Source organism: Lentibacillus saliphilus (genome assembly GCF_019093865.1).
GTDB classification, from domain to species: domain Bacteria; phylum Bacillota; class Bacilli; order Bacillales; family Amphibacillaceae; genus Lentibacillus_B; species Lentibacillus_B saliphilus.
This window is the reverse complement of the sequence record NZ_JABJXD010000001.1, coordinates 669,923-692,911: the sequence shown is the minus strand read 5'-3', so window position 1 is coordinate 692,911 and position 22,989 is coordinate 669,923. Positions and strand designations below refer to the sequence as shown.

Annotated in this window: 22 protein-coding genes; 17 read left to right on the top strand and 5 right to left on the bottom strand. The window is 40.8% G+C overall.

Going from position 1 to position 22,989, the window contains the following annotated elements; genetic code table 11:
• Nucleotides 1-9: 9 nt before the first annotated feature.
• The 3 genes from HPC67_RS03535 to HPC67_RS03525 all read left to right on the top strand — a co-directional run bounded on the left by HPC67_RS03535 (nt 10) and on the right by HPC67_RS03525 (nt 3,474).
• Nucleotides 10-1,812, top strand: coding sequence for a cation:proton antiporter (locus HPC67_RS03535; protein WP_217586045.1), 1,803 nt, complete (start codon nt 10-12; stop codon nt 1,810-1,812).
• A 21-nt stretch (nt 1,813-1,833) separates the two neighbouring features.
• The gene (locus HPC67_RS03530) at nt 1,834-2,712 is read left to right on the top strand and encodes a LysR family transcriptional regulator (protein ID WP_217586044.1); all 879 of its coding nucleotides are present in this window, start codon (nt 1,834-1,836) and stop codon (nt 2,710-2,712) included.
• A gap of 393 nt (nt 2,713-3,105) precedes the next feature.
• On the top strand, nt 3,106-3,474 hold the full coding sequence (locus HPC67_RS03525) for a hypothetical protein (protein ID WP_217586043.1): 369 nt from the start codon (nt 3,106-3,108) through the stop codon (nt 3,472-3,474).
• An 83-nt stretch (nt 3,475-3,557) separates the two neighbouring features.
• Here HPC67_RS03525 and HPC67_RS03520 read toward each other — a convergent pair whose 3' ends face one another.
• Nucleotides 3,558-4,094: a DUF420 domain-containing protein gene (locus HPC67_RS03520; protein WP_217586042.1), complete on the bottom strand. Its 537-nt coding sequence runs from the start codon at nt 4,092-4,094 to the stop codon at nt 3,558-3,560.
• 501 nt (nt 4,095-4,595) lie between these two features.
• On the opposite strand from HPC67_RS03520, the gene HPC67_RS03515 reads away from it, so the two are divergent.
• Both HPC67_RS03515 and HPC67_RS03510 read left to right on the top strand, forming a co-directional pair.
• Nucleotides 4,596-5,006, top strand: a complete 411-nt coding sequence (locus tag HPC67_RS03515) for an NUDIX hydrolase (protein WP_217586041.1) — start codon at nt 4,596-4,598, stop codon at nt 5,004-5,006.
• A 38-nt stretch (nt 5,007-5,044) separates the two neighbouring features.
• Nucleotides 5,045-5,581, top strand: coding sequence for a GNAT family N-acetyltransferase (locus HPC67_RS03510; protein ID WP_343327796.1), 537 nt, complete (start codon nt 5,045-5,047; stop codon nt 5,579-5,581).
• Nucleotides 5,582-5,729: 148 nt separating this feature from the next.
• On the opposite strand, the gene HPC67_RS03505 is transcribed toward HPC67_RS03510, so the two are convergent.
• Nucleotides 5,730-6,671 (bottom strand): prenyltransferase/squalene oxidase repeat-containing protein, encoded by a 942-nt coding sequence (locus tag HPC67_RS03505; protein ID WP_217586039.1) that lies wholly within the window; start codon nt 6,669-6,671, stop codon nt 5,730-5,732.
• Between the two features lie 109 nt (nt 6,672-6,780).
• Here HPC67_RS03505 and HPC67_RS03500 point away from each other — a divergent pair, with 109 nt between their 5' ends.
• The 6 genes from HPC67_RS03500 (at nt 6,781) to HPC67_RS03475 (ending at nt 13,156) form a co-directional block, all read left to right on the top strand.
• Nucleotides 6,781-7,233: a (deoxy)nucleoside triphosphate pyrophosphohydrolase gene (locus tag HPC67_RS03500; protein ID WP_246569602.1), complete on the top strand. Its 453-nt coding sequence runs from the start codon at nt 6,781-6,783 to the stop codon at nt 7,231-7,233.
• A 9-nt stretch (nt 7,234-7,242) separates the two neighbouring features.
• The gene (locus tag HPC67_RS03495) at nt 7,243-10,401 is read left to right on the top strand and encodes a DEAD/DEAH box helicase (protein WP_217586038.1); all 3,159 of its coding nucleotides are present in this window, start codon (nt 7,243-7,245) and stop codon (nt 10,399-10,401) included.
• 186 nt (nt 10,402-10,587) lie between these two features.
• Nucleotides 10,588-10,827, top strand: a complete 240-nt coding sequence (locus HPC67_RS03490; RefSeq protein ID WP_217586037.1) for a glutaredoxin family protein — start codon at nt 10,588-10,590, stop codon at nt 10,825-10,827.
• Between the two features lie 5 nt (nt 10,828-10,832).
• Complete coding sequence (locus tag HPC67_RS03485) at nt 10,833-10,997, top strand: hypothetical protein (protein WP_217586036.1); 165 nt, start codon at nt 10,833-10,835, stop codon at nt 10,995-10,997.
• Between the two features lie 218 nt (nt 10,998-11,215).
• A complete protein-coding gene (locus HPC67_RS03480; RefSeq protein WP_217586035.1) occupies nt 11,216-12,175 on the top strand; it encodes an SLAC1 anion channel family protein in 960 nt (319 codons plus the stop codon).
• Between the two features lie 120 nt (nt 12,176-12,295).
• Entirely contained in the window at nt 12,296-13,156 is an 861-nt protein-coding gene (locus HPC67_RS03475; protein WP_217586034.1) for a DUF1028 domain-containing protein, read from the top strand.
• Between the two features lie 422 nt (nt 13,157-13,578).
• Here HPC67_RS03475 and safA read toward each other — a convergent pair whose 3' ends face one another.
• Nucleotides 13,579-14,178: a SafA/ExsA family spore coat assembly protein gene (safA, locus tag HPC67_RS03470; protein WP_217586033.1), complete on the bottom strand. Its 600-nt coding sequence runs from the start codon at nt 14,176-14,178 to the stop codon at nt 13,579-13,581.
• 253 nt (nt 14,179-14,431) lie between these two features.
• Between safA and HPC67_RS03465 the strand changes: the two genes are divergently transcribed.
• Complete coding sequence (locus HPC67_RS03465) at nt 14,432-15,466, top strand: C45 family autoproteolytic acyltransferase/hydrolase (protein WP_217586032.1); 1,035 nt, start codon at nt 14,432-14,434, stop codon at nt 15,464-15,466.
• A gap of 36 nt (nt 15,467-15,502) precedes the next feature.
• On the opposite strand, the gene HPC67_RS03460 is transcribed toward HPC67_RS03465, so the two are convergent.
• Nucleotides 15,503-16,600, bottom strand: a complete 1,098-nt coding sequence (locus tag HPC67_RS03460; RefSeq protein WP_217586031.1) for a GGDEF domain-containing protein — start codon at nt 16,598-16,600, stop codon at nt 15,503-15,505.
• A 356-nt stretch (nt 16,601-16,956) separates the two neighbouring features.
• On the opposite strand from HPC67_RS03460, the gene HPC67_RS03455 reads away from it, so the two are divergent.
• The 3 genes from HPC67_RS03455 (at nt 16,957) to crcB (HPC67_RS03445) (ending at nt 18,863) form a co-directional block, all read left to right on the top strand.
• On the top strand, nt 16,957-17,940 hold the full coding sequence (locus HPC67_RS03455) for a diaminopimelate dehydrogenase (protein WP_217586030.1): 984 nt from the start codon (nt 16,957-16,959) through the stop codon (nt 17,938-17,940).
• Between the two features lie 183 nt (nt 17,941-18,123).
• Nucleotides 18,124-18,504 (top strand): fluoride efflux transporter CrcB, encoded by a 381-nt coding sequence (gene crcB / locus HPC67_RS03450; protein ID WP_217586029.1) that lies wholly within the window; start codon nt 18,124-18,126, stop codon nt 18,502-18,504.
• Nucleotides 18,501-18,863, top strand: a complete 363-nt coding sequence (crcB, locus tag HPC67_RS03445; RefSeq protein ID WP_217586028.1) for a fluoride efflux transporter CrcB — start codon at nt 18,501-18,503, stop codon at nt 18,861-18,863. Before crcB (HPC67_RS03450) ends, crcB (HPC67_RS03445) begins: the two co-directional genes overlap by 4 nt.
• A gap of 53 nt (nt 18,864-18,916) precedes the next feature.
• Here the strand turns inward: crcB (HPC67_RS03445) and HPC67_RS03440 are convergent, their stop codons facing one another.
• Nucleotides 18,917-19,885 carry a hypothetical protein gene (locus tag HPC67_RS03440; RefSeq protein WP_217586027.1) on the bottom strand — a complete coding sequence of 323 codons (969 nt, stop codon included), beginning with the start codon at nt 19,883-19,885 and terminating at the stop codon, nt 18,917-18,919.
• 258 nt (nt 19,886-20,143) lie between these two features.
• On the opposite strand from HPC67_RS03440, the gene htpG reads away from it, so the two are divergent.
• Complete coding sequence (gene htpG / locus HPC67_RS03435; RefSeq protein ID WP_217586026.1) at nt 20,144-22,027, top strand: molecular chaperone HtpG; 1,884 nt, start codon at nt 20,144-20,146, stop codon at nt 22,025-22,027.
• A gap of 100 nt (nt 22,028-22,127) precedes the next feature.
• A complete protein-coding gene (locus HPC67_RS03430) occupies nt 22,128-22,901 on the top strand; it encodes an enoyl-CoA hydratase-related protein (protein WP_217586025.1) in 774 nt (257 codons plus the stop codon).
• Nucleotides 22,902-22,989: the final 88 nt, after the last annotated feature.

Below are 22,989 nucleotides of genomic sequence, written 5' to 3'. Positions count from 1 at the left end.
GGTGTCTGTATGGAAGGAACTGCACTGATCAGCATTGTTGTTATTCTCGCGCTCGGAACATTTTCACAATGGTTGGCATGGCGCATTCAATGGCCATCTATTGTTATCATGTCAATTGGTGGTTTGCTTATAGGGCCGATTCTCGGTTTAATAAATCCTCAAATGGCTTTAGGCGAATTATACAGTCCACTCATTTCTCTGGCGGTCGCTGTTATTTTGTTTGAAGGTAGTTCAAGCCTTGATATTCGTGAAATTAAAGGTGTATCTAAATCAATTTTTCGCATCATAACGTTTGGTGCGTTTTTAGCGTGGATTCTTGGTTCATTGGCAGCGCATTTTATCGCAGGGTTAAGCTTGGAAATATCGTTCATTATTGGCGGGCTGTTTATCGTAACAGGTCCAACCGTCATTATTCCGTTGCTTCGAAATGCAAAGCTCAAGCCGAGAACCGCAGCTGTATTAAAATGGGAAGGGATTATTGTCGATCCAGCAGGTCCTTTGCTTGCCTTATTTGCCTATGAAGTCATTAAGGTACTCAGTAGCCCCGATCTAGAAGTGACGTATTTATTCTACTTTTTCGGTGGTGCATTTTTGGCGATCATTCTCGGCTATTTAACTGGTATGCTAATGAGTATTATGGCTAAAAAAGGGTTATTCCCTGAATATTTAAAGTCACCGATTATTTTAGCAGCTATTTTGCTTTGTTTTGCGGGGGCGGAAACCATTATGCATGAAACAGGTATGCTAGCGGTTACCGTAATGGGATTGACGATGGCACGAATGAGAAGATATGTGTCATCAATCGGAAATGTGAGTCATTTTGTAGAAAATATATCGGTTGTGCTGACATCAACCGTCTTTATTTTATTAACAGCATCGCTTTCTCGTGAAACGATTGCCGAAGTGTTTACAGCGCCGATTCTTGGATTTGTACTGGCGATGTTGTTCATCGTTCGACCGCTATCAATATGGCTTCCAACAATCGGAACAGAACTAACGAGGGCAGAGAAAACATTGATTGGTTGGATTGCGCCGCGCGGAATTGTTGCACTCACTGTTGCAGGTTATTTTGCTACGATATTGATCAATGATGGCTACGAGGATGCATCGCTCTTGATGGCACTCACATTTGCACTTGTATTTATCACAGTATGTGCTCATGGCTTTACGCTCGGTCCTCTCGCTAAAAAGCTGAAATTGGCAAACACTGAACCACCGGGCGTATTGATTGTCGGAGCCAGTAGCTTTTCAATTGCGATGGCGACTGAGCTTCATAAGCTAGGGACGCCTGTTTTAATCGCTGATTCATCAGAGGGCCGATTAGGACCAGCTGTTCAAAACGGCATTGATACGTACAAAGGTGAAATATTATCTGAGCATGCCCAGTACGAAACGGACCTCACACCTTATGATACGATCCTTGCCATGACGGGAGATGCCTCTTACAACGCTCTTGTGTCCCAGTCATTTGCACCGGAGTTTGGGTATAACAATACGTTTAGTCTACCTTCTGCACGTCATGCAAAGGATGATCCATCTGAGCTCCCGTTGTCTGTGAAAGCTCATTTATTATTCAGTGAAACAGCTGTGTTTACAGAGCTTAACCGAAAAATTAACACGACCTATACGTTGACCACTTATACGATCGAGGACGAAGATGCATGGAACGCGCATGAGCTGTCCGAAGAGACCACACCGTTGTTTATTAAAAAGAAAAGCGGTACGATTGTATTTATGACCCATCGTAAGAAGCTGGTCCTTGATGATGGGGATGAACTCGTCGTTTTAAAGAAAGCTGAGCTTGTTGATTGATAAGAAAAGGCAGTGACGTCAGTGGATATAAAGCACTTACAGTATTTTGTAGAAATCGCACACGCAGGTAGCTTTACAAAGGCTGCTGAAAAGCTATACATTACCCAGCCTGCAATTAGCCGTATGATTAAATCTTTGGAGGACGACCTAGGAACCCCCTTATTCGTCCGTTCAAGGAAAAAGCTCGTTTTAACGGATGCAGGCAAAATCGTTTATAAACACGCTCAAGTCATTGAAAAAAATGTACAGTCATTACAAAAAGAATTAGATGATTTACTTGCCGTTAAAAAAGGTCATCTGCGTATCGGCTTACCGTCAATCGTTAACGCCCTAGCATTTTCGGGACTCATTGCAAGCTTTCATAAAGTGTATCCGGATGTGACTTTTCAGCTTGAGGAAGATGGATCCAAGGGGATAGAGGAAAAAATTCTTGCAGGTCAGCTTGATTTTGGCGTTGTTGTTTTTCCAGAGGGTGGCGACCTATTTGATTACTATGCGTTTGAAGCAGAGCGGTTAAAGCTCGTTGTGTCCGTTTATCATCCGCTAGCTGGTCAGGAACACGTTCAATTACAAGAGCTCAAAAATGAGACGTTTATCTTGTTTACTCAGGATTTTACGTTACGAAAAATCATTATTGAAGCATGTCGTCAAGCCGGTTACAAGCCTAAGATCATCTCTGAATCGTCCCAGCCTGATTTTATTGAAGAAATGGTTGCTTCAAATCTTGGTATCACGCTTCTCCCGGAGAGCTCTGAGGCTCATTTAGGCCCACACGTTGATACAGTGGCGATTGTTGAACCGTCGATTGAATGGCGGCTTGCATTCATATGGCGAAAGGATGCCCAGCTTTCTCAACCGGCTAAAGACTTTATAAGACATACAAAAGATATACTTTTTTAAAATAGACCTGAAACTGAAGAGAGATAGTCCTGACATTAGGGCGTGATCTCTCTTTTTTGTGATAGCTTAAAACGGGTTCTGTTATGGTATAAAACGCTTTCATAACGAACTGTTATGATACACATGTTTAATCGGCATTGTACTTCACTAAGAAGCCGGTATTATAATAAAAACAGTGACATCGTTTCGTTGCATTATTTGGTTACACAAGAAGTATTAGTTTGAATGCATATGGACGAAAAGAGTAAAAGTGAATCGGCGCTGGGACAAAAGAGGTTAAACAAAGAAAAGTCCTAACAATACGACCGCTCCGAAATATGGAGTATTGTTCGTCTTTTGATAAAAACTTTAAGTTATACCCAGCGGCTTTATTTTTGAAAGGAGAGAGAAGATATGCTGACGACAACGAGCTACAATGAATTGCAGCAAGCACAACAAGCGCTCCACCATATTGCTGACGTACGCCCGGAAATTCATGAGCAGTTTATTAATTTAATTCAGTTAACGCGACAGCTGCAGTATAAATTACAGTATCTCGGCTGTCTCATCATGGATGAGGAGACAGATCAAAATGCCCCTCATCACCAAAATCCGTTTGTCCTTTCTGTATACAAACGAGAAATTAATGATTTTAAAAAATCTGCAGGCGCAACGCTGCTCATACAAATGCTAGCAAACTTTGAAAAACTCGGCTATGCAACGGTCTGCCGCCTCGCATTAGGCGTGAACCCAACACAGCTTGTCGGTCCTAAGGTTGTGTGATTGAATAAAGAACGAGTAGAGGAGATATGTCATAAAAAGGCTGAGGCAAAACGTGAATGTTTGTGCCTCAGCCTTTTTGCTTTTTAATAATAAGGTGAAATCATGATGTAAACAATGACCCCGCTTAAGCTGACATACAGCCAAATCGGCATCGTCCACCGCGCGATCCGGCGATGTTTGGCAACTTGTCTTGTTAAGCCCCAAACGAGCGAAAATAGTGCAATCGCCACAACGATCGGAGCGAGCACAATATGTGAAATGAGAACGAAATAATAGATTGATTTAATCAGCCCCTCGCCACCGAACGATGTACTTGGTGCCAAATAATGATACGTTAAGTAAGAAACAACAAAAAGGAGAGTTGTACTAAACGCAGCAAAAATAAAATTTCGATGCATCTTCACGTTTTTCCGTAAAATGAAGAAAAGCGCTGCCAATAAAAAGATAAATGTAAAGGAATTAAAAATCGCATTTAACCGTGGCAGTATTGTCACATCAAAAGGAATGTCACGATCCTGCTTAGGCAAGAAAAACAGTATGGCAATAATCCCATTGACGATAATCGTCAATGTAATAACGAGACCGGCATAGCTTTTACCATTGGTATTTGATGGATTCATAGATTAGACCTCTCTTTACCATTTAATATCCAATCGTCATTGTAGCATGTTTTAATATCAACATGCCATGAAAGACTCTGAGGCTTCAAGTCTATGCTTGGCCAATAACCACTTAAATGAGTGTTGTCTTGTTACGATGTGCCTTCCCCAAGAGCGTGAGAAACGCATAAAACGAAAATCAGCCGCATATACGCTCATACAACCGCATATATGAAGAAAGCGCCGCATATACGAAAATCCACACGCATAATCCACAAAACAGCCGCATAAGCACCTCTCGACACGCATAAATGGAAAAAGTGCCGCATATATCCTCGGCCGCTGAGCCACGTACTCATACACATTCACTTTAAAGGCATTCCCAAAAGTTTAGTCCTAGCTGAAACGCCTAAGCTACCTATCAATCGACAAGTCTATTTCAGAACGGTACCATTCTTGTGTATTTACTGATAATATTAAACGACGTAGATTTTATATGGTCTAAGAAAGGGGATGCTCTTATTGCAACCACCGAAGCATATCGTATCAGCTGCAGCAATTGTGTTAAATGACAAAAATGAAATTCTATTAATTAAAGGTGAAAGACGAGGATGGGAAATGCCTGGTGGACAGGTAGAGGAACACGAATCGTTAAAGGACGCAGCGATCAGAGAAACGAAGGAAGAATCAGGCATAGATATAGAGGTTACAAGGTTTTGTGGCGTCTTTCAAAATGTCGACAGATGCATATGCAACACACTCTTTTTAGGACGTCCAATTGGTGGTGAGCCGACACCCTGTCCGCCTGAAAGTATAGAAGTAGGCTTTTTCCCAATTCAACAGGCATTGGACCTCGTTACTTGGAAAAATTTTCGTCAAAGAATTGAAGCGTGCTTGGATGAGTCGTCACAGCCGATTTATGTTGCATTTTAATTTTAAAACGCATCACTAAACAAAAGGGGGAATTGACTGTGAACCTCGATTTAGGGACAATATCTGTCCGTTCACTCACACAGCATGATAAACATTTACTTGTTAAATGGCTGTCTGATCCATCTGTATTGGCGTTTTATGAGGGAAGAGATAATCCTTATGATTTGAAACGGGTTGATGAGCATTTTTTTCAAACAGAAAAAAATGTTCAGCGGTGCATCGTTACATATCAAAATACGCCTATCGGATATATTCAGTATTATTTAGTGACATCAGAGACAAGTAAGCTCAATTTAGGCACAGGACGTCATTTCGGAATGGATCTGTTCATTGGTGAACGCGATTTTTGGAATAAAGGAATCGGAACAAAACTCGTTCAAGGTATGGTCGATTACTTGATAGCAGAGGAGCAGGCTGATCAAGTCATTGTCGATCCACAGATAACGAACAAAAGGGCAATCAGATGTTATGAGAAATGTGGTTTTCAAAAGGTGAACATCTTATCGAATCACGAATACCATGAAGGCGGTTTTCGAGATTGCTGGTTGATGGTATGTAAAAGCGAGGGAGGATGATGATATCAGTTCTAGAAAAAGCGATTCAGTTAAGTGAAGATGGGGAAGTCAAGGAATCCAATGAAGCGTACGTTATTCAATCTAATCAGGGTGGAAGCTCCATGAGCGTTCCACCCTTTAATTTTGATCGACATTGCAACGCGTCAACTCATTTCAGATAGCCAAATGCTTCTAGCCGCTGATAACGCTCAATTGCTAAAATACCTTGCCACTCTACTTTTGCGATTGCAAATGTTTCTGGGTAGCTTCCCCATTCCCAAGAAATATCCCATACACCATTTTTATTGATTTGCTTTACAAACATGTCCAGGTTGTGTTCAATAAGAGATCCGAACCGTTCACATAATGGATGCTCAGGTCCATCGATAAAATCAAGTGGAAGCGCAGTGTAGGACGTCGCCCATGTATTCGTATTCTGATCGACACAATCGACTGCTAGCTTCATGACTTTTTCATATACATCTTCATAGGCAACCTCAAACCGTTCGTGAAATTGCTCCTTCTCTCGTGCCGTAATGGTTAACAAATGAAGGAAATTGCACACCTCATGACTGTCCATCTCCTGCTTGTCCATCATATACCGAACGGCTTTTTCGATAGATGCCCAGCCTACATACGTATGCTGACTTCTCTCATTTGACCAGTGGACGAGGTAGCCAGCTAGTTCTGCACCAGGATTGAACATCCAATTATCCTGTACATTCTCTCGCCAATGCCACCACGGTGCATGAGGATGGTCATTGTTACCGGGAAGAACTGCTGGCCACATACCCGTATCCGCATCTCGTGTTTTAACCAAATAGGCGACCATTTTTTGAACCATTGGATGATCGTGATCGACGTCTAACTCATATAAAATACGTGCTGCAGCCCATGTGGCCATTGGTGAAGAGTCCGGCAGCCAAAAGTCAGGTTCAAGCCCATGACCAAAGCCACCGTCTTCATTTTGAAATGCTTGTAACTCATTCAAGATATCCTCTCGATCACCTTGAAAGAAGGCATGTTTAAATCGCGCCTGCTCCAGTGGTCTTGCTTGTGTCGCCATGAAGTGTGTGGCCTTGTTGAACGCTTCATTTACGGTTTGTCGCATGATCAGCCCCCTTTCATTTTTAAAAGAAATCGTTATCGTATGTTTATCCTATCATACCTTGACAAGCTATAAAGGTGTACACATGTTTTCGGGTGGAAAAATGTGTATAATGGCCATAAAAGCTAGAATCAGACATACATCAAAGGAGATGGTGACGGTTAAGCAGATAGATGTCGTAGGAGCAGTTATCGTTCGTGACAATCAAATTTTGTGTGCCCAACGTGGTTCAACTCAAATATTGCCTCATTTATGGGAATTTCCAGGCGGGAAAATTGAGGCCGACGAGATGGCTGAACAAGCTTTGAAGCGGGAAATTCGAGAGGAATTAGAATGTGATATTAACGTAGGGAAACAGGTTGCACACACGATTCATCAATATGACTTTGCGACGGTTCGTTTGACGACGTTTTATTGTGAGTTAGCAGGAGCAGACGAGCCCAAACGAACGGAGCACGACACACTCAAATGGGTACATCCTCATGAGATGATGAATTTGAATTGGGCCCCGGCCGATATTCCTGCAGTTAAAAGGATTATGGATGATTTTGAGCATAAGAGATGAGGTGATCTTGTGTTAAAAATAGGCATTTATGAAGAACTCATTAATCAACACATGAAGGAGCAATTAGAAGCAGCTGATGAAGCACGCTTTGATGTCCAAAAAGGTGCTTTAGATGTAGAGGAAGCTAGAAAAATGCTTGCGTCATACATATCTCATGTTACAAGAAGCGCTTTAACGTCTGTCCGTGAAAAAGAAAAAGATGATCAAGCGGCACTTCTCCAACAAATAGCGACGTGTAACCACATCATAGCGACTTTAAGCGACACATTAGGAGATGAAGAATTAGCGCATTTACATATTGATGAAGAAGGCGAGATTCTACAAGCGATTTATGACAAGCTCAATTCTGTTCGGAGCATCAAAAAGGAACAGTCCATTCGACCTGTGACATCTATTGCAGAAAGCACATTATTTACAGGCTCATCATCTGAACCGAGTATGATGAATGAACTTAAAAAAGAAATTATGTCCTCTGATGAGGTTGATTTTCTTGTTTCATTTATAAAATGGAGTGGGCTTCGATGTATTTTTGAAGAACTGCGCCTATTTACTGAGCGTGGTGGAAAGCTGCGAATCATTACAACGTCTTATATGGAAGCTACGGACTTTAAAGCGGTTATGGAATTGAGTCAGCTGCCAAACACTGAGATAAAAATATCATATGATGTTGATCGGACCAGACTCCATGCCAAGGCATATTTATTTAAACGTCACACAGGATTCACAACGGCCTATATTGGTTCCTCCAACCTGTCTAACCCAGCCCTAACATCAGGTCTAGAATGGAACATGAAGGTGACGGAAAAAGATTCGTTTGATATTATAAAAAAATTTACTGCCACCTTTGAAAGCTACTGGAATGACGGTGAATTTAAGTCGTTTGATGAAAAAAGCGAGCAAGATCAAGTTCGGTTAAAGCGTGCCCTAAAAAAGAAATCAACCAATGAAACAGACGTCCACTTTACATTAGATATTCAACCTTATTATTATCAAAAAGAGATATTGGAAAATCTACAAGTTGAGCGTGACGTATTTGGTCGTTACAAAAATTTGCTCGTTGCCGCAACGGGTGTTGGAAAAACGGTCATTTCTGCATTTGATTATAAGCGGTTTGCCCTAGAAAAACGACAGATGCCGAAGCTATTATTTGTTGCACACCGTGAAGAAATTTTAAAACAGAGCTTACACACGTTTCGGGCGATCCTAAAGGATGCTAACTTTGGTGATATGTTGGTTGGGGGACATCTTCCTACTTCAATGGACCACTTATTTGTAAGCATTCAAAGCTTTAACAGCATGAAGCTAAATGAAAAAATATCAGCTTCGTATTATGATTTCATGATTGTTGATGAGTTTCATCATGCCGCAGCAGAGTCTTATCAAAAACTTCTAACGCATTTTAGACCGAACGTCATGCTTGGATTAACAGCAACACCGGAACGCATGGATGGCCAGGATATTCTACACTATTTTGACGGTCAAATTGCATCAGAAATGCGTCTTACCGAAGCCATCGATCGAAAACTATTAAGCCCATTTCATTACTTTGGTGTTAGTGACACAGAGGATCTATCTAACTTGAAATGGCGTAAAGGCGGTTATGAGGTCAGAGAGCTTGAGCAGGTTTATACAGGCAACACGAGGCGCAGTCAACAAATTGTAAATAGCTTATATAAATACGTGACGGATATGGATGAGGTGAAAGGACTAGGCTTTTGTGTCAGTGTTGCGCATGCGACATATATGGCAGCGTATTTTAATCAACGGGGTATTCCTTCAATTGCGTTACACGGAAAATCTGATAAAGAAACACGAGAACAAGCACAAAGGCAACTGAAACAAGGTGACATTTCGTTTATTTTTGTAGCTGATCTATATAATGAAGGTGTCGACATTCCACAAGTTAATACGATTTTGTTTTTAAGACCGACAGAGAGCTTGACCGTGTTTTTACAGCAGCTAGGGAGAGGTCTCCGATTAGCAGAAGGCAAGGAATGCTTAACCGTCTTAGATTTTGTTGGTCAAGCTCATAAACATTATAATTTTGAAGCGAAATTTAGAGCATTGATCGGAAAAGCGAAGCATTCAATTCGACATTATGTGGAGGAAGGCTTTTCAAATTTGCCTAAAGGGAGTTTTATTCAATTAGAGAAGCAAGCGAGACAATATGTGTTAAGAAATATTAAGCTGGCTGCAAATACGAAAGCAAACCTCATTCATAAAATGACATACTTTGAACAAGATACGCATTTAGCGTTAACGTTAGAAAACTTTTTAACCCACTTCAATTTATCGCTGTATGATTTTTATGGAAAAAGTCGAAATCGATCATTTGAACGGATGAAGGTAGAAGCAGGTGTTGCAGAAGACTTTGATTTTGAGTATGAAGCACTCATTACGAAAAGGCTTCATAAGTTATTTCATATCGATTCTCATAAACTATTAACGTTTATGCTCCAATATATCGATCATATTGGAGAGGTTAAAGTTAAACAGGAAGAAGAACGGCTCATGCGCAACATGCTATATTATTCATTTTTTCAAAAGCCATCACAGGATGAGGGGTTTCATACTGTCGATGATGCACTAGAGCGCGTTTTATGTAATGAGCGAATGCGAGCAGAAGTATTGGCAGTTTTACGCTTTAACATTAAACAGATAAGAACACTTGAACTTGATAATGATTTTGATTTCATAACACCGCTGACTGTTCATTCAACATATTCAACAGAACAAATACTAGCAGCTTTAGGGTATTATAATGAAACCGAAAGTCCTGGCTTTAGAGAAGGGGTTAAATACTTCAAGGATAAAAAGCTAGATATGTTTTTAACGACGTTAAATAAGTCAGAGAAGGATTTTTCACCGTCAACTCTATATGAAGACTATGCGATTAATGAACGCCTGTTTCATTGGCAATCTCAGAGTAGACTGTCTGAACACGCACCAACAGCGCAGCGATATATTCATCATCAAAAGCATCATCATCATATTGCGCTATTTGTCCGTGATCATAAAAAGGTGCATGGTCATGCAGCACCATTCACCTATTTAGGCACATGTGATTATGTCAGTCATTCAGGTGAAAAACCAATTAGCTTTATTTGGCGTTTACGCGAAGAAATGCCGCCCGCTTTAATGCCAAAAGCAAATAAGACGATTATTTAATTGTATGGATAAAAGGAAGTCAATACGCTCTGTTGGCTTCCTTTTACATGTAGGGAACGCCTTAATAGTGCAGAGTCTCTAAGAGATTTTTTAGGAAAAGTTTCATCCGTTGACAATATACCTAAGGGGGTATATAATGAGGTCAGATTAAATCATTAATAACGATTTGAAAGGGGATTTTTACGTATGTCAAATAACGTAGCAACAGTATATGTCACTTCAACTTGCCCGTTTTGCACAATGATGACGAACTATATGAAGGAGAACAATATTCCACATGAGACGGTGAACGTTCAGCTTGACCGAGAAGCTGCTGTTCGCTTGGTGCAAACAACAGGCCAACAAGGCGTACCACAAACTGAAATTAATGGTAAGTGGATTATCGGTTTTGATCCTGATGCTGTGCAAGAAGCATTGAAAGGGTAATTAAGTTGAAAAAAGTAAAAGGAAGCAGCCTATTTACGTGCCGTTCATGTTCGATCGATACAGATGATGAATCAGGCCGTAAGAAAAAATGGTATTCCAATATTTGTATCGGTCAAGTCGCTATGTTCGGCGCTTTAGTATACATTTTAATCTCAGAGCTTATGAGATAAAGGGTACTATAAAAAGAACAAGCTGACTTCAATTTAAGCTGCTGGCATGATTCATGTGAACGTTTCGTATGCCGGTAGCTTTTTTTGTATGTCCAATCTTCTAACGTTTAAGCCCAGCTCAGAACGATCTAGGCTGGTAAGGATTAACGCCGTTTATCTAGACGGTACGCGTTTTGCAATTATACAATCATATAATAGAAAAAAGGATGAATGAGCAAATGGGAAACAGTCCAAGAATTAGATATTTCCCCATGGCACTTTGGGCAAGCGTCATGGGCATTTCCGGCGTAACGATCGTCGTGCGTCATATGGAAAAAATGCTTGAAATGAACCATATCGTGTCGACATTACTACTCATCATTTCAACACTCCTGTTACTTATAAATGGTGGCGCACTCATATATCGCCTCGTGCAATTTACAGAAGACGTGAAAAAGGATTTTGTACATCCTGTTAAAATGAATTTTTTCGGTGGTATGTCGATTAGTTTTTTATTGCTTGCCGTTGTATATGATGATGTGAGCCACGGGATTTCTTTTGCAATGTGGCTTGTTGGGGCAGCATTGCAGGTGTTTTTTACGTTGGACATGCTGTCGAAATTAATTTGGCGGACATCCTTTCAATTGCCACAAGCGAACCCGGCTTGGTTTATTCCGGTTGTTGGTAATGTCGTTGTTCCGTTAGCTGGTGTTCGACATGTTGGGATGCATGTTAATATGTTGTTTTTTAGTGTTGGGATTTTGTTTAGCATTATCCTCATGGCAGTTTTGTTTATGCGTTTGTTTTTCCATGAACCACTTCCCGGAAAGCTTGCACCAACGATGTTTATTTTTATGGCCCCACCTGCTGTAGGATTTGTCTCTTACGTACAGTTAGTAGATCGACTAGATACCTTCGCTCAAATTTTGTTTGGCATAGCAGTGTTGATGGCCTTGCTGCTTTTATTTAATTTGAAACGCTTCATATCCCATCCTTTCGCACTGTCGTGGTGGGCATTTTTATTCCCATCGGTTGCGATGACGATGGCGACCATTCATATGGCTGCTCGCTCTGGAATTGAGTTTTATGGCTGGCTCGTTTGGATTGAGGTCCCAGTTTTACTGTTGTTGATGGTTTATTTACTTTGGAAAACCATTCAATTAGTGTTAAAAAAGCGTTTATGTGTTGCTGAAGGGTAAGTGACTCTTTTCATCGTGCAGCATGTAGTTCCCACACAGTATTTCATAACAATGAAGGAGTTTATGCACACCTTGTCGAAATGTTAGATATAGATAAAAAATGACAAGGTGGGTAATGGCATGACGTTTTCAATTGTGGGATTTGATCCAAAAACAAGAGAACTGGGTATTGCGGTGCAGTCTAAATTTATCGCAGTCGGATTGGTTGTACCATGGGCTCAGGCAGGAGTAGGTGCTGTTGCAACACAGTCTTATGCCAATCCGGCCTATGGACCTGATGGTCTTGCACTCATGGCTGAGGGAAAGACAGCTCAAGAAACTGTTGATTTACTCATAGAAAAAGATGGTGGCAGATCTTATCGCCAGGTCGGCATTGTTGATGCGAAGGGAAATGCAGCGACGTTCACGGGTGAATTTTGTTATGAGTGGGCCGGTGGAAGAGTTGGTAAGCACTACGCAGCACAAGGTAATATTCTCGTTAGTGCGCAAACCGTCGATGCCATGGCAAATATTTTCGAGAAAACGGAGGGCTCTCCTCTCGCAGATCGACTGTTAGCTGCACTCGCTGCTGGTCAGCATGCTGGTGGAGATAGTCGCGGCAAGCAATCGGCAGCATTATATGTCGTCAAAGAGCATGGTGGCTACCTAGGTGCAAATGATCATTATATTGATTTGCGTGTCGATGATCATCTGGAGCCGATAGAAGAATTACAACGTATTTATCAGCTTCATCAGCTTTATTTCGGGGTGACAAAGCAAAGCGATGTGTTAGTGATGGAAGGTGAGGTTCGCCAAGATGTCGTTCATCATCTTACCCGCCTCGGATATCTCGAGTCTACGGACGTTGATGATCAGATTCTGGAAAAAGGACTAACCGCCTTTATTCATAAGGAAAATTTCGAGAGTCGTGACCTAATTCAAGGGCACATTGATGCAAACGTCCTTGATTTTCTTAAGGGAAAAGAATTGATCGGCAGCTAAGCTAAAATTAATTATAAAACATCCCATGATCCTTTTTATAGACTGAAGGGCATGGGATGTTTTTTGATTGGATAATGCATAGCTATATTAGAGACGTGCGTAGAAATCGGCGAGTCGGCGCTGGGAATCGGCGAATCAGGGCAAGGAATCGGCGAGATTGCACTGGAAATCGGCGAATCCGCGTCAAGAATCGACGAAGTCGTGCATAGAAATCGGCGAGTCGGCGCTGGGAATCGGCGAATCAGGGCAAGGAATCGGCGAGATTGCACTGGAAATCGGCGAATCCGCGTCAAGAATCGACGAATTCGTGCATAGAAATCGGCGAGTCGGCGCTGGGAATCGGCGAACCCACACGAGAAATCGGCGTCACCACCAAGTCCCGCTACAAGCATACTACGCTACATCAGGAACTCTCACTTTAGTTATTTTCTAATGAACATTTGTACCCAGTAATTGCCGCTCTCTGCGTAACCGACGCCAATATGTGTGTAATTCGCATTTAATATATTTGCTCTGTGACCACTACTGTTCATCCAGGCGTTAACTACCTCTCGTGGCGTTCTTTGTCCGCGAGCGATATTTTCCCCAGCAGAACGATAATTAATGCCAAAAGCCTTCATCATGTCAAAAGGGCTGCCATAGGTTGGCGATGTGTGGGAAAAATAGTTTTTATCATGCATATCCCACGCTTTATATCGTGCGACTCTGGACAGCTGCCAATCCGCCTTTAATGGACTAAGGCCATGCTTGGCACGTTCTGCATTCGTTAGTTTAATCACTTCACCTGCTGCCGAAGATGCTTGGCTTTTAGGAATGTTGATTTTTTGGTTTGGGTAAATCAAATCAGGATTACTAATCTGTGGATTGGCGCCAATGATTTCGGATAGTCCAATTTGATATTTTACCGAAATGATCCATAAGCTGTCCCCAGGCTGGACGGTGTACGTCGACTGAGCATGGGCTTCTGAATCGGTGCCGAATATAAGGGCCAACCCAACGGCTAATGCAATAAGCTTCTTCAATTAGTCTTCACTCCTTGAGGTTCGTTTTGAAAACATTCGCTCGTAGTATGTGCTCAAGGAGATGAATTTATCCGAGTCATAAACAGACCATTGCTAAGTGGTAGACGATGCTTTATTACATTCCCACATGGAATCCAATGGGAGATAATGAAAGGTGTTTGAAAATAGGGATGATTAAGGATACAATTAATTCACTTATTAAGAGCTACGTTAACTAGGGAGTTGTTATTAGAAAAAAGGAGGAATGAATCATATGACTTCTACGTTGATGGCGACGGTAGAACAATACCGGGGATCGATGTATCAGATCGGACAATTGCAGGCGAGACAACTGACGACTGATCTGTTCAATAAGTTGTCGGCTTTCAAGAGTAGTAACTTCAATGTTGACAATGCGATTGACGTATATACTGAATTTGCTCCACATAGATTGGAGGAAATCAGAGGACTTTCCGATGAAATTTGCATTCCATTCCATGAAACCGCTGCTTTATTTTTAGGTTACGGTATACCAGATATTCCTGGTATGGGATGTTCATCAATTGTCACTTCAACCTATGCCGTTCGTAATTACGATTTTTCACCAGACTTGTATGATGGAAGATTTATGCTCATTCAGCCGCGTGAATGTTATGCAAGTGTCGGCACGAGCTTACATATTACTGGGAGACATGAGGGCGTTAATGAGAGAGGGTTGTTTACAGCGCTTCACTTTGTTAATCAAAATGAAATATCCGATGGCTTAACGGCTACTGCTATCGTCAGAATCCTACTTGATACGTGTAAGGATATACCAGAAGCAATTCACGTATTAAAGCAGTTGCCGCATGCATGGAGTTATAATTTTTCTCTTGCTGATGAAGATGGACGTCAATCTGTTGTGGAAGTGACACCCGATGCGGTTCGTGTGCGTGATGGTCAGACCCGAATCATGTGTACAAACCATTTTCAGCATCAAGACATGATCAGTCAAAATCGACATATAGATTATACAAATAGTTATCAACGTATAGAGGAAATGTCAGAGCAAATATATGATCAAATGGATGGAGACGCAGCATTTTCAAAGTTTAAAGACCCTGATTCTCCGCTATTTTATAAGGATTACGCCCACTTTTTTGGAACCCTTCACACATTTGCATACATGTACAAAACGGATTTGATCATGATCGCGTTACCTAATGGGAAGACGTTAAAATTTTCCTGGACTGATTGGCTGTCGGGGTCTGATTTGGCAGAAAATCAGCTGATCGGTCATCTCGATCAACAACCAAACAAACCGACTTAGTGACACCAGCCATTCGTTTTTCACAGTAAAAGATTTCTAAATTGTTTCCAACAATTTAAATTGACCTGAGATGCACACCTTGTTTCGACCAGTTTGCTTTGCTTCATATAAAGCATGATCAGCATCCTCGATTAGCTTAATAGGATCGGTTGTTGTCTCAGGGAAAGTTGCGATCCCAACAGAAACCGTCAGTTTAATCTGTGTACCTGATGCCAGCTCAAAGTTGTTTAGTTCAACCGTTTTTCGTATGAGCTCGCCTATAAATTCAGCATTTGGCAATGGACAATCATTGAGTATAATTGTAAACTCTTCCCCACCTTTGCGGCTGACAATGTCGCTCGAACGAACGGTTTTTTGAAGGATTTGACTCAATTGCTTTAGTATAAGATCTCCCTCGCTATGGCCATACGTATCATTAATACGTTTGAAAAAATCAATGTCTATGTATAAAAGTGATATGTCTTTTTTCTCAGCTCTTTTCTTAATGATACGGTTGAATGCTTGGTCGAATGATCGGTGGTTGTTTAACCCAGTTAAGCCATCAATTTCTGCTTCCTGCTTATATTTATTTAAAAGTCTATGTGATTTTAACAAAAACTCACTAACATAAAATGCAATAAATCCTGCAGCGTAGGATACAGACCAATAAACGGGAAGGATTATCACGAGTTGCTGTGGATCCATACTTAAATTGATAAACAATATCGTAATAATGATGTTTGCAAATGTCATAATGGCAACGATTTTTATTTTTTTTCTAAGTTTTTGCATCATCATTATGATTGAGAATGCTGTTATGGATGTGATCGATATAATCGCAAATAAAGATGACATATTAATACCAATAAATAGACGCCCTGCGATTACAAAGGTCATCGTGATAAGGGCTGGAATTGGTCCACCGTAGTATGAAAGTAAGATGACCGGAATATGCCGTAAATCAATAATCGTTGTGTCAATTTGCATACTGTATTGCATTAAAATATTGCTAAGTAAACCGCCAAGAATTCCAGCAATGATTTTAACAGGATAAGAAGATTCTCTACTAAGTGGCTTTGTGTTAATGAACTGAGTATATAAAAAAAGCATCGCAATCAAAATCGTCAAGTTTGCGAATAAGTCTTTGAGTATCATTTGATTCACCTTTCTATCTTGAATGAATGCGTCATGAAGCACGTCTGCATCTTCAATAAAATATGATTAATACATTGTCTTATTATGTGTTGTTTTGATAGGTTTTGTTTCACGTATTTGATAAACGTATTGTAAGCAAAGCAGCTTTAAAGATATCATAGTTCACTAAAAAAATGAATGTTATTGGCTGATTTCTAACAATTGGTGGCGTATAAATGGTGGGAATGTCGTTTAATGCGGTTAATCATGAACATAATCGGTTATTGTACAAACCCTGTTTTCATATAAATAAAAAGTCATGGCCATATGTGCTAAGCATATTCGTGATGCAAAATTATATGGGGGGCAGGGATGTTATGCATAAAAACATACGTGTCGGAATTGTTGGCTATGGAAATGTTGGGCGAGGCGCGGAACTTGTTTTGGATCAACAGCCTGATATGACGCTTGTTGCTGTTTTTACCCGTCGTGATCCAACTATTATTAAAACGCTGAAAGACACAACGGTGGTGATATCTTATGAGGAGATGGCTTCATACCATGATCAGATTGATGTCATGCTTGTATGTGGTCAATCAAAAGATGATTTGCCAGCGATGAGTCCGGAGATCGCTTCGATGTTTAATATGATTGACAGTTATGATGTCCACGCTGAGATTGTCGAACATGTGGAGCGGGTTGATGAGGCGGCGAGGGAAGGGGGACATACTGCTATTATAGGAGTTGGCTGGGACCCAGGCTTGTTCTCCATGCATCGTTTGTTAGGGGAAGTCGTTCTACCAAAAGGGCAAACAGACACATTTTGGGGAGAAGGCTTGAGTCAGGGACATTCAGCCGCTATAAAAGGTATAGAAGGCGTTGTTGATGCTGTTCAGTATACCATTCCGAAAAAAGAAGCTCTAAATGCCGCGAGATCGGGGCAAGAGAGCCATCTTCCAGCCGCAGATCGTCATACACGTGTTTGTTATGTTGTGGCAAATGAAAAGGACCATAGCAGAATTGAAGCAGACATTAAAACAATGCCCCATTATTTTGCCGACTATGAAACGGTTGTTCATTTTATTAATGAGCAAGAACTAAAAAGCAACCATCATTTAATGAAGCATGGTGGGTTTGTCATTCGCTCTGGCTATACGCAGCCTGCCCACCACCATCGGATTGAGTTTTCTACTCATCTTGATAGTAATCCTGAATTTACAAGTAGTGTGATGGTCGCTTATGCGCGTGCTGCTTATGTTCTAAATAAACAAGACGATGTTGGTTCTAAAACAGTCTTTGACGTTCCTCTCTCATATTTAACCCCCCGCCCAATAACAGACATTATCAAAGATTTACTGTAAATCGTTATTCTCCACATTAGTCTATCAATGGACCTTTGGATGCTGACTCCAAAGGTTTTTTGTTTGCAAACAATTAGACGACCCGTGATGGAGACGTCCTTTTCTCCTTTTCAAGAACATATCGGAGGTGTACAATTAATGGCATGTATGAACATGGCCGTTATAAAAAAGGAATGAAGAGATATGAATAAACTTGTATGCGTTATGATCGGTGGTTTTGTAGGTTCCATACTTCGATATTATGCCAGTGTCATTGTGATATCTGAAGGATTTCCGTGGCCAACGTTAGCTGTTAATCTCATTGGTTGTTTTTTGCTTGCCTGGCTTCTCACCACGGCTGTTGTTAAGAAAACCATTCATCCGAATGTGAGCTTGTTGCTCGGAACAGGCTTGCTCGGCTCATTTACGACATTTTCGACGTTTTCATTAGAAACGGTACGAATGATTGATATGGGACATATTGGCTTAGCTGTCATTTATGTCAGTGTCTCAATTTTTATCGGGTTGTTGCTTGCTTATACGGGTGTCAATGTCGCACTTCGAAACGGTGGTGAGTCGAAATGATTGTAGTTGGAATTGGTGGCGCTTTAGGTGCGGCAGTACGCTATCAAGTGGCAGGCTGGATGAATGCACGTATGAAGCATCGGACGTTTGTACCGATCGGAACGTGGCTCGTTAATATGCTAGGATCTTTTATACTCGGTGTGTTGTTTCAACTTCATATGGATGCCTTGATGAGTGACACGCTTTGGCTGCTTCTCGGAGTTGGTTTTTGTGGCGCATTTACGACTTTTTCAACATTCGGCTATGAAACGATTACGTTACTGCAGGCCAAAAAAATACGTGCGGCTATGACGTATGTTGTTCTTTCTGTGATCGTGTGCTGTTTGGCTGCTTGGATCGGCTTTTTGATCGTATCATAAAGAGCCCCTTAAAGAGACGTAAAACCGTCATTTCAAGGGGCATTTTATATGTTTTAGTGAACGAGGCCGTTATAAACAAGACCGCCACGCGTGTTAATGATTTTTAAGCTGTTCAAGTCTTTAACATAGATGCTTTTGAAGTGAGCTTGTCCGTTATCATCTTTTAAGACGATGATACGTTTATGAGTATTGTCTTCTACGACGTATGAGTTGAACGCATCAACATCAACGTAACGATTAAGTGTTTCATATTCAGTGAGTCCTTCGATATCAGCTTCTTGATCCATAACTTCATTGTCTTCGCCTTCTTCAATCGTTTGATCATCGGCGTTATCATCAGCATCAGCTTGCTCGTCGTCGGTGCCGCCGATGACTTGATTGAACACAAGTCCAGTTTGGAAGTCAATCACTTTTAATCTGTTTGTATCTTTTACAAAGATGCTTTTGATGTGTGCTTGTCCGCTGTCGTCTGTTAAAACAATGACGCGTTTATAATCGCTGTCTTCTACAATTTGAGCGTTAAAGTCATCTACATCGACAACATCATCAAGTGTGTCATATTCCACGAGGTCTTCAATGTCAGATCCCTCTTCCACTGCTTCGTTGTCACTGTCTTCGTTTTCAACCGTATCATCATCGGCTTCAGCTTCATCATCATCCCCAAGAATTTGATCAAATACTAAACCAGCTTTAAAGTCGATGATCTTTAAGCGGTTCGTATCTTTGACGAAAATGCTTTTGAACTGTGGCTGTCCGTTATCATCCGTCAATACGATGACGCGTTTATGAGCGTTGTTTTCTACGACCTGGGCGTTAAAATCATCTGCTTCAACGATATCATCAAGTGTATCGTATTCAAGGAGATCCTCAATGTCTTCGCTGTTTACGTGTACTTTTTCAATGTGTGATTCAACACTGTCATCCTGGACGGGTGTTGTATCCGCATTCGCATGGACGGCGTAACCAATTCCTCCGCCTGATAGAAGTAGTGTGCCTGCTGTTGTTAGTACGAGTGTTTTCATGTGTGTTTCTCTCCTTTGTTTTAAGTTACTTATATGCTAATCCTTACCAATTAGAATGGCATGTGAGACAGATTAAAAAATGATTAGAAAAGATTGGCATATGAATGAGAAGCATTTTGCTGACGTGTTGACAACTCACGGGTTCATATGGTATTTAATAATTAGCACTTGACGACGTTGAGTGCTAAATGTTTTTAACAGCGCACTCGTTCTTATATAATAAGGACAGTATAATGATTACAAAAGGAGAGATAGATTATGACAAAGAAAGCTTTCCAGGCTGAATCAAAACGGTTGCTTGATTTGGTTATTAACTCAATTTATTCACAAAAAGAAGTGTTCTTACGTGAGCTTATATCCAATTCGAGTGATGCTATTGACAAAATCTACTATAAAGCATTGACAGACGATTCCATGACGTTTAACCAGTCGGATTACTACATAAAAATAGCTGCTGACAAAGAAAGCCGCACGTTAAATGTATCTGATACTGGTATTGGAATGACAGCTGAAGAACTTGAAGAGAACCTTGGTACGATTGCGCAAAGTGGATCGTTTGCCTTTAAAAACGAAAATGAATTAAAAGACGGCTATGACATCATTGGTCAGTTTGGTGTTGGCTTTTATGCGGCCTTCATGGTTGCTGATAAAGTCACTGTAATCAGTAAAGCGCTTGGAAGCGATCAAGCATTCAAATGGGAATCAGAAGGTGCTGATGGCTATACAATCGAGCCTGTTGAAAAAGCAGAGGTCGGTACTGATATTACGTTACAGATTAAAGAAAATGGTGAAGAAGACGATTTCGATCAATTCCTTGAAGAACACCGATTGAAATCGATTATTAAGAAGTACTCAGACTTTATTCGTTACCCGATTAAAATGGACGTAACGAAAAGTAAGCCAAAGGAAGACAATGAGGAAGAATACGTTGATTATATAGAAGAAGAAACAATTAACAGTATGGTGCCGCTCTGGCGTAAAAATAAAAGTGAACTCACACAGGAAGATTACGAGAATTTCTATCAGGACAAGCATTTCGGATTTGATAAGCCATTAACACATATTCATACAAGTGTTGACGGGTCTATTCGCTATCATGCTATTTTATACATTCCTGAAACGCTGCCATATGACTATTATTCTCAGGACTTTGAGAAAGGTCTAGAATTATATTCAAGCAGTGTCTTGATTATGGATAAATGTGCTGATCTCTTACCTGATTACTTTAGCTTCGTTAAAGGGATCGTTGATTCAGATGATTTATCATTAAATATTTCTCGTGAAATGCTCCAGCACGATCGTCAGCTTAAGCTCATCGAGAAGAACATTACGCGTAAAATTAAAAAAGAACTTGAAACGATGGTTAAAAATGACCGTGAAAAATATGAGTCATTTTATGAAACGTTCGGTCGTCAATTGAAGTTCGGTGTCTACAGTGACTTCGGTGCTAACAAAGATACATTACAGGACTTGCTCATGTTCTACTCTTCTACAGAGAAAAAGCTCGTTACATTAGCTGAATATGTTGAGCGCATGCCTGAAGATCAGCCATATATTTATTATGCAACAGGTGACTCATACGACCGAATTGAAAAATTACCACAAACAGAAATGGTAGCAGATAAAGGCTATGAAATTTTGTTCTTCACAGAAGATGTAGATGAATTCGCCATCCGTATGCTAATGAGCTATAAGGAGAAGGAATTCCGATCAGTGTCAAGTGGTGACCTTGGATTTGAAGATGATGCAGACGAAGCTGAATCAAAAGAAAAAGAAGCCGACAACAAGGAATTGTTTACAGCGATGAAAGAACTTTTGACAGACAAAGTGAAGGATGTGCGTGCATCTAAGCGTTTGAAGTCACATCCAGTTTGCTTGTCTACTGATGGTGATATTTCCCTTGAAATGGAAAAAGTTCTGAATGCTATGCCAAATAACCAATCAATCAAAGCGGAAAAAGTCCTTGAAATTAATGTGGATCACGATGTGTTCCAAGCTTTGCAAAAGGCTTATGATGGCGATAAAGATCAATTGAAGCTATATACACATCTTTTGTACAATCAAGCATTATTAATTGAAGGCTTGCAGGTGGACGATCCAGTTGCCTTCACAAATGACATCTGCAAAGTCATGGTACCTTAATTGGTTCACTGATAAAGACATGGTATGATATAAATGGCGCTTCGTTTATTCATCATTGACTCTAGCATCTGCGTCAAATCGTTTTAGAGGGGGATGCGAGATGAAGTCAGTCTTATTGGAAAGAAAAGAGGGCATATCGTTTATAACGTTAAATCGTCCTGACCGATATAATGCTTTAAATGCTCATATGCTCATGGATTTGCTGGACATCGTTAAACAAGTGGAAACGAATGATGACCGTGTCGTTATTATATCTGGCAACGGCCCAGCCTTTTCTGCCGGTGGCGATGTGAAAATGCTTCAGCAAGATTTCACCAATGATGAACTTTATGACGACGTGATGAGTACTATTGAAGCGATCATGATGAAATTGTATGTGATGCCTAAGATCGTTATTAGTGCGGTGCAAGGTCCTGTTGCTGGCCTGGGATTAAGTCTAGCCCTTACAGCGGATTATGTTGTATCACATACTGAATCTAGATTTGGTGTCCTTTTCATGGGTGTTGGACTTGTTCCAGACGGTGGTGGTCATTTTTGGCTGAGTGAACGTCTTGGCGTTGACGCAGCTAAGAAATTCATTTGGAGTATGGACCAAGTCTTAGGTGATGAGGCGAAAAAAATGGGACTAGCAGATGTTGTTTCTGACATGCCTGCTATTGAACGAGCCCAGCAATTAGCAAAGCATTGCCTTGCAGCGCCGTTTGAAGCGATGATTTCGACAAAGCTCATGTATCATCACAAAAAAGTAGTCGACTTAAAAGACTATTTAAATGAAGAAAGGCATGCCCAGAAGAAGCTCAGGCACACTGAGGACCATCAAGAAGGCATCCAAGCGTTTCTTGAAAAACGCGCACCAGTGTTTAACAACAATTAATAATAGATGATTCGATATGTCATGAAAGACCCCCGTGTCCAAATCACATTTGGTCAGGGGGTCTTTGGCTGTTAATAGGACGGTTGCA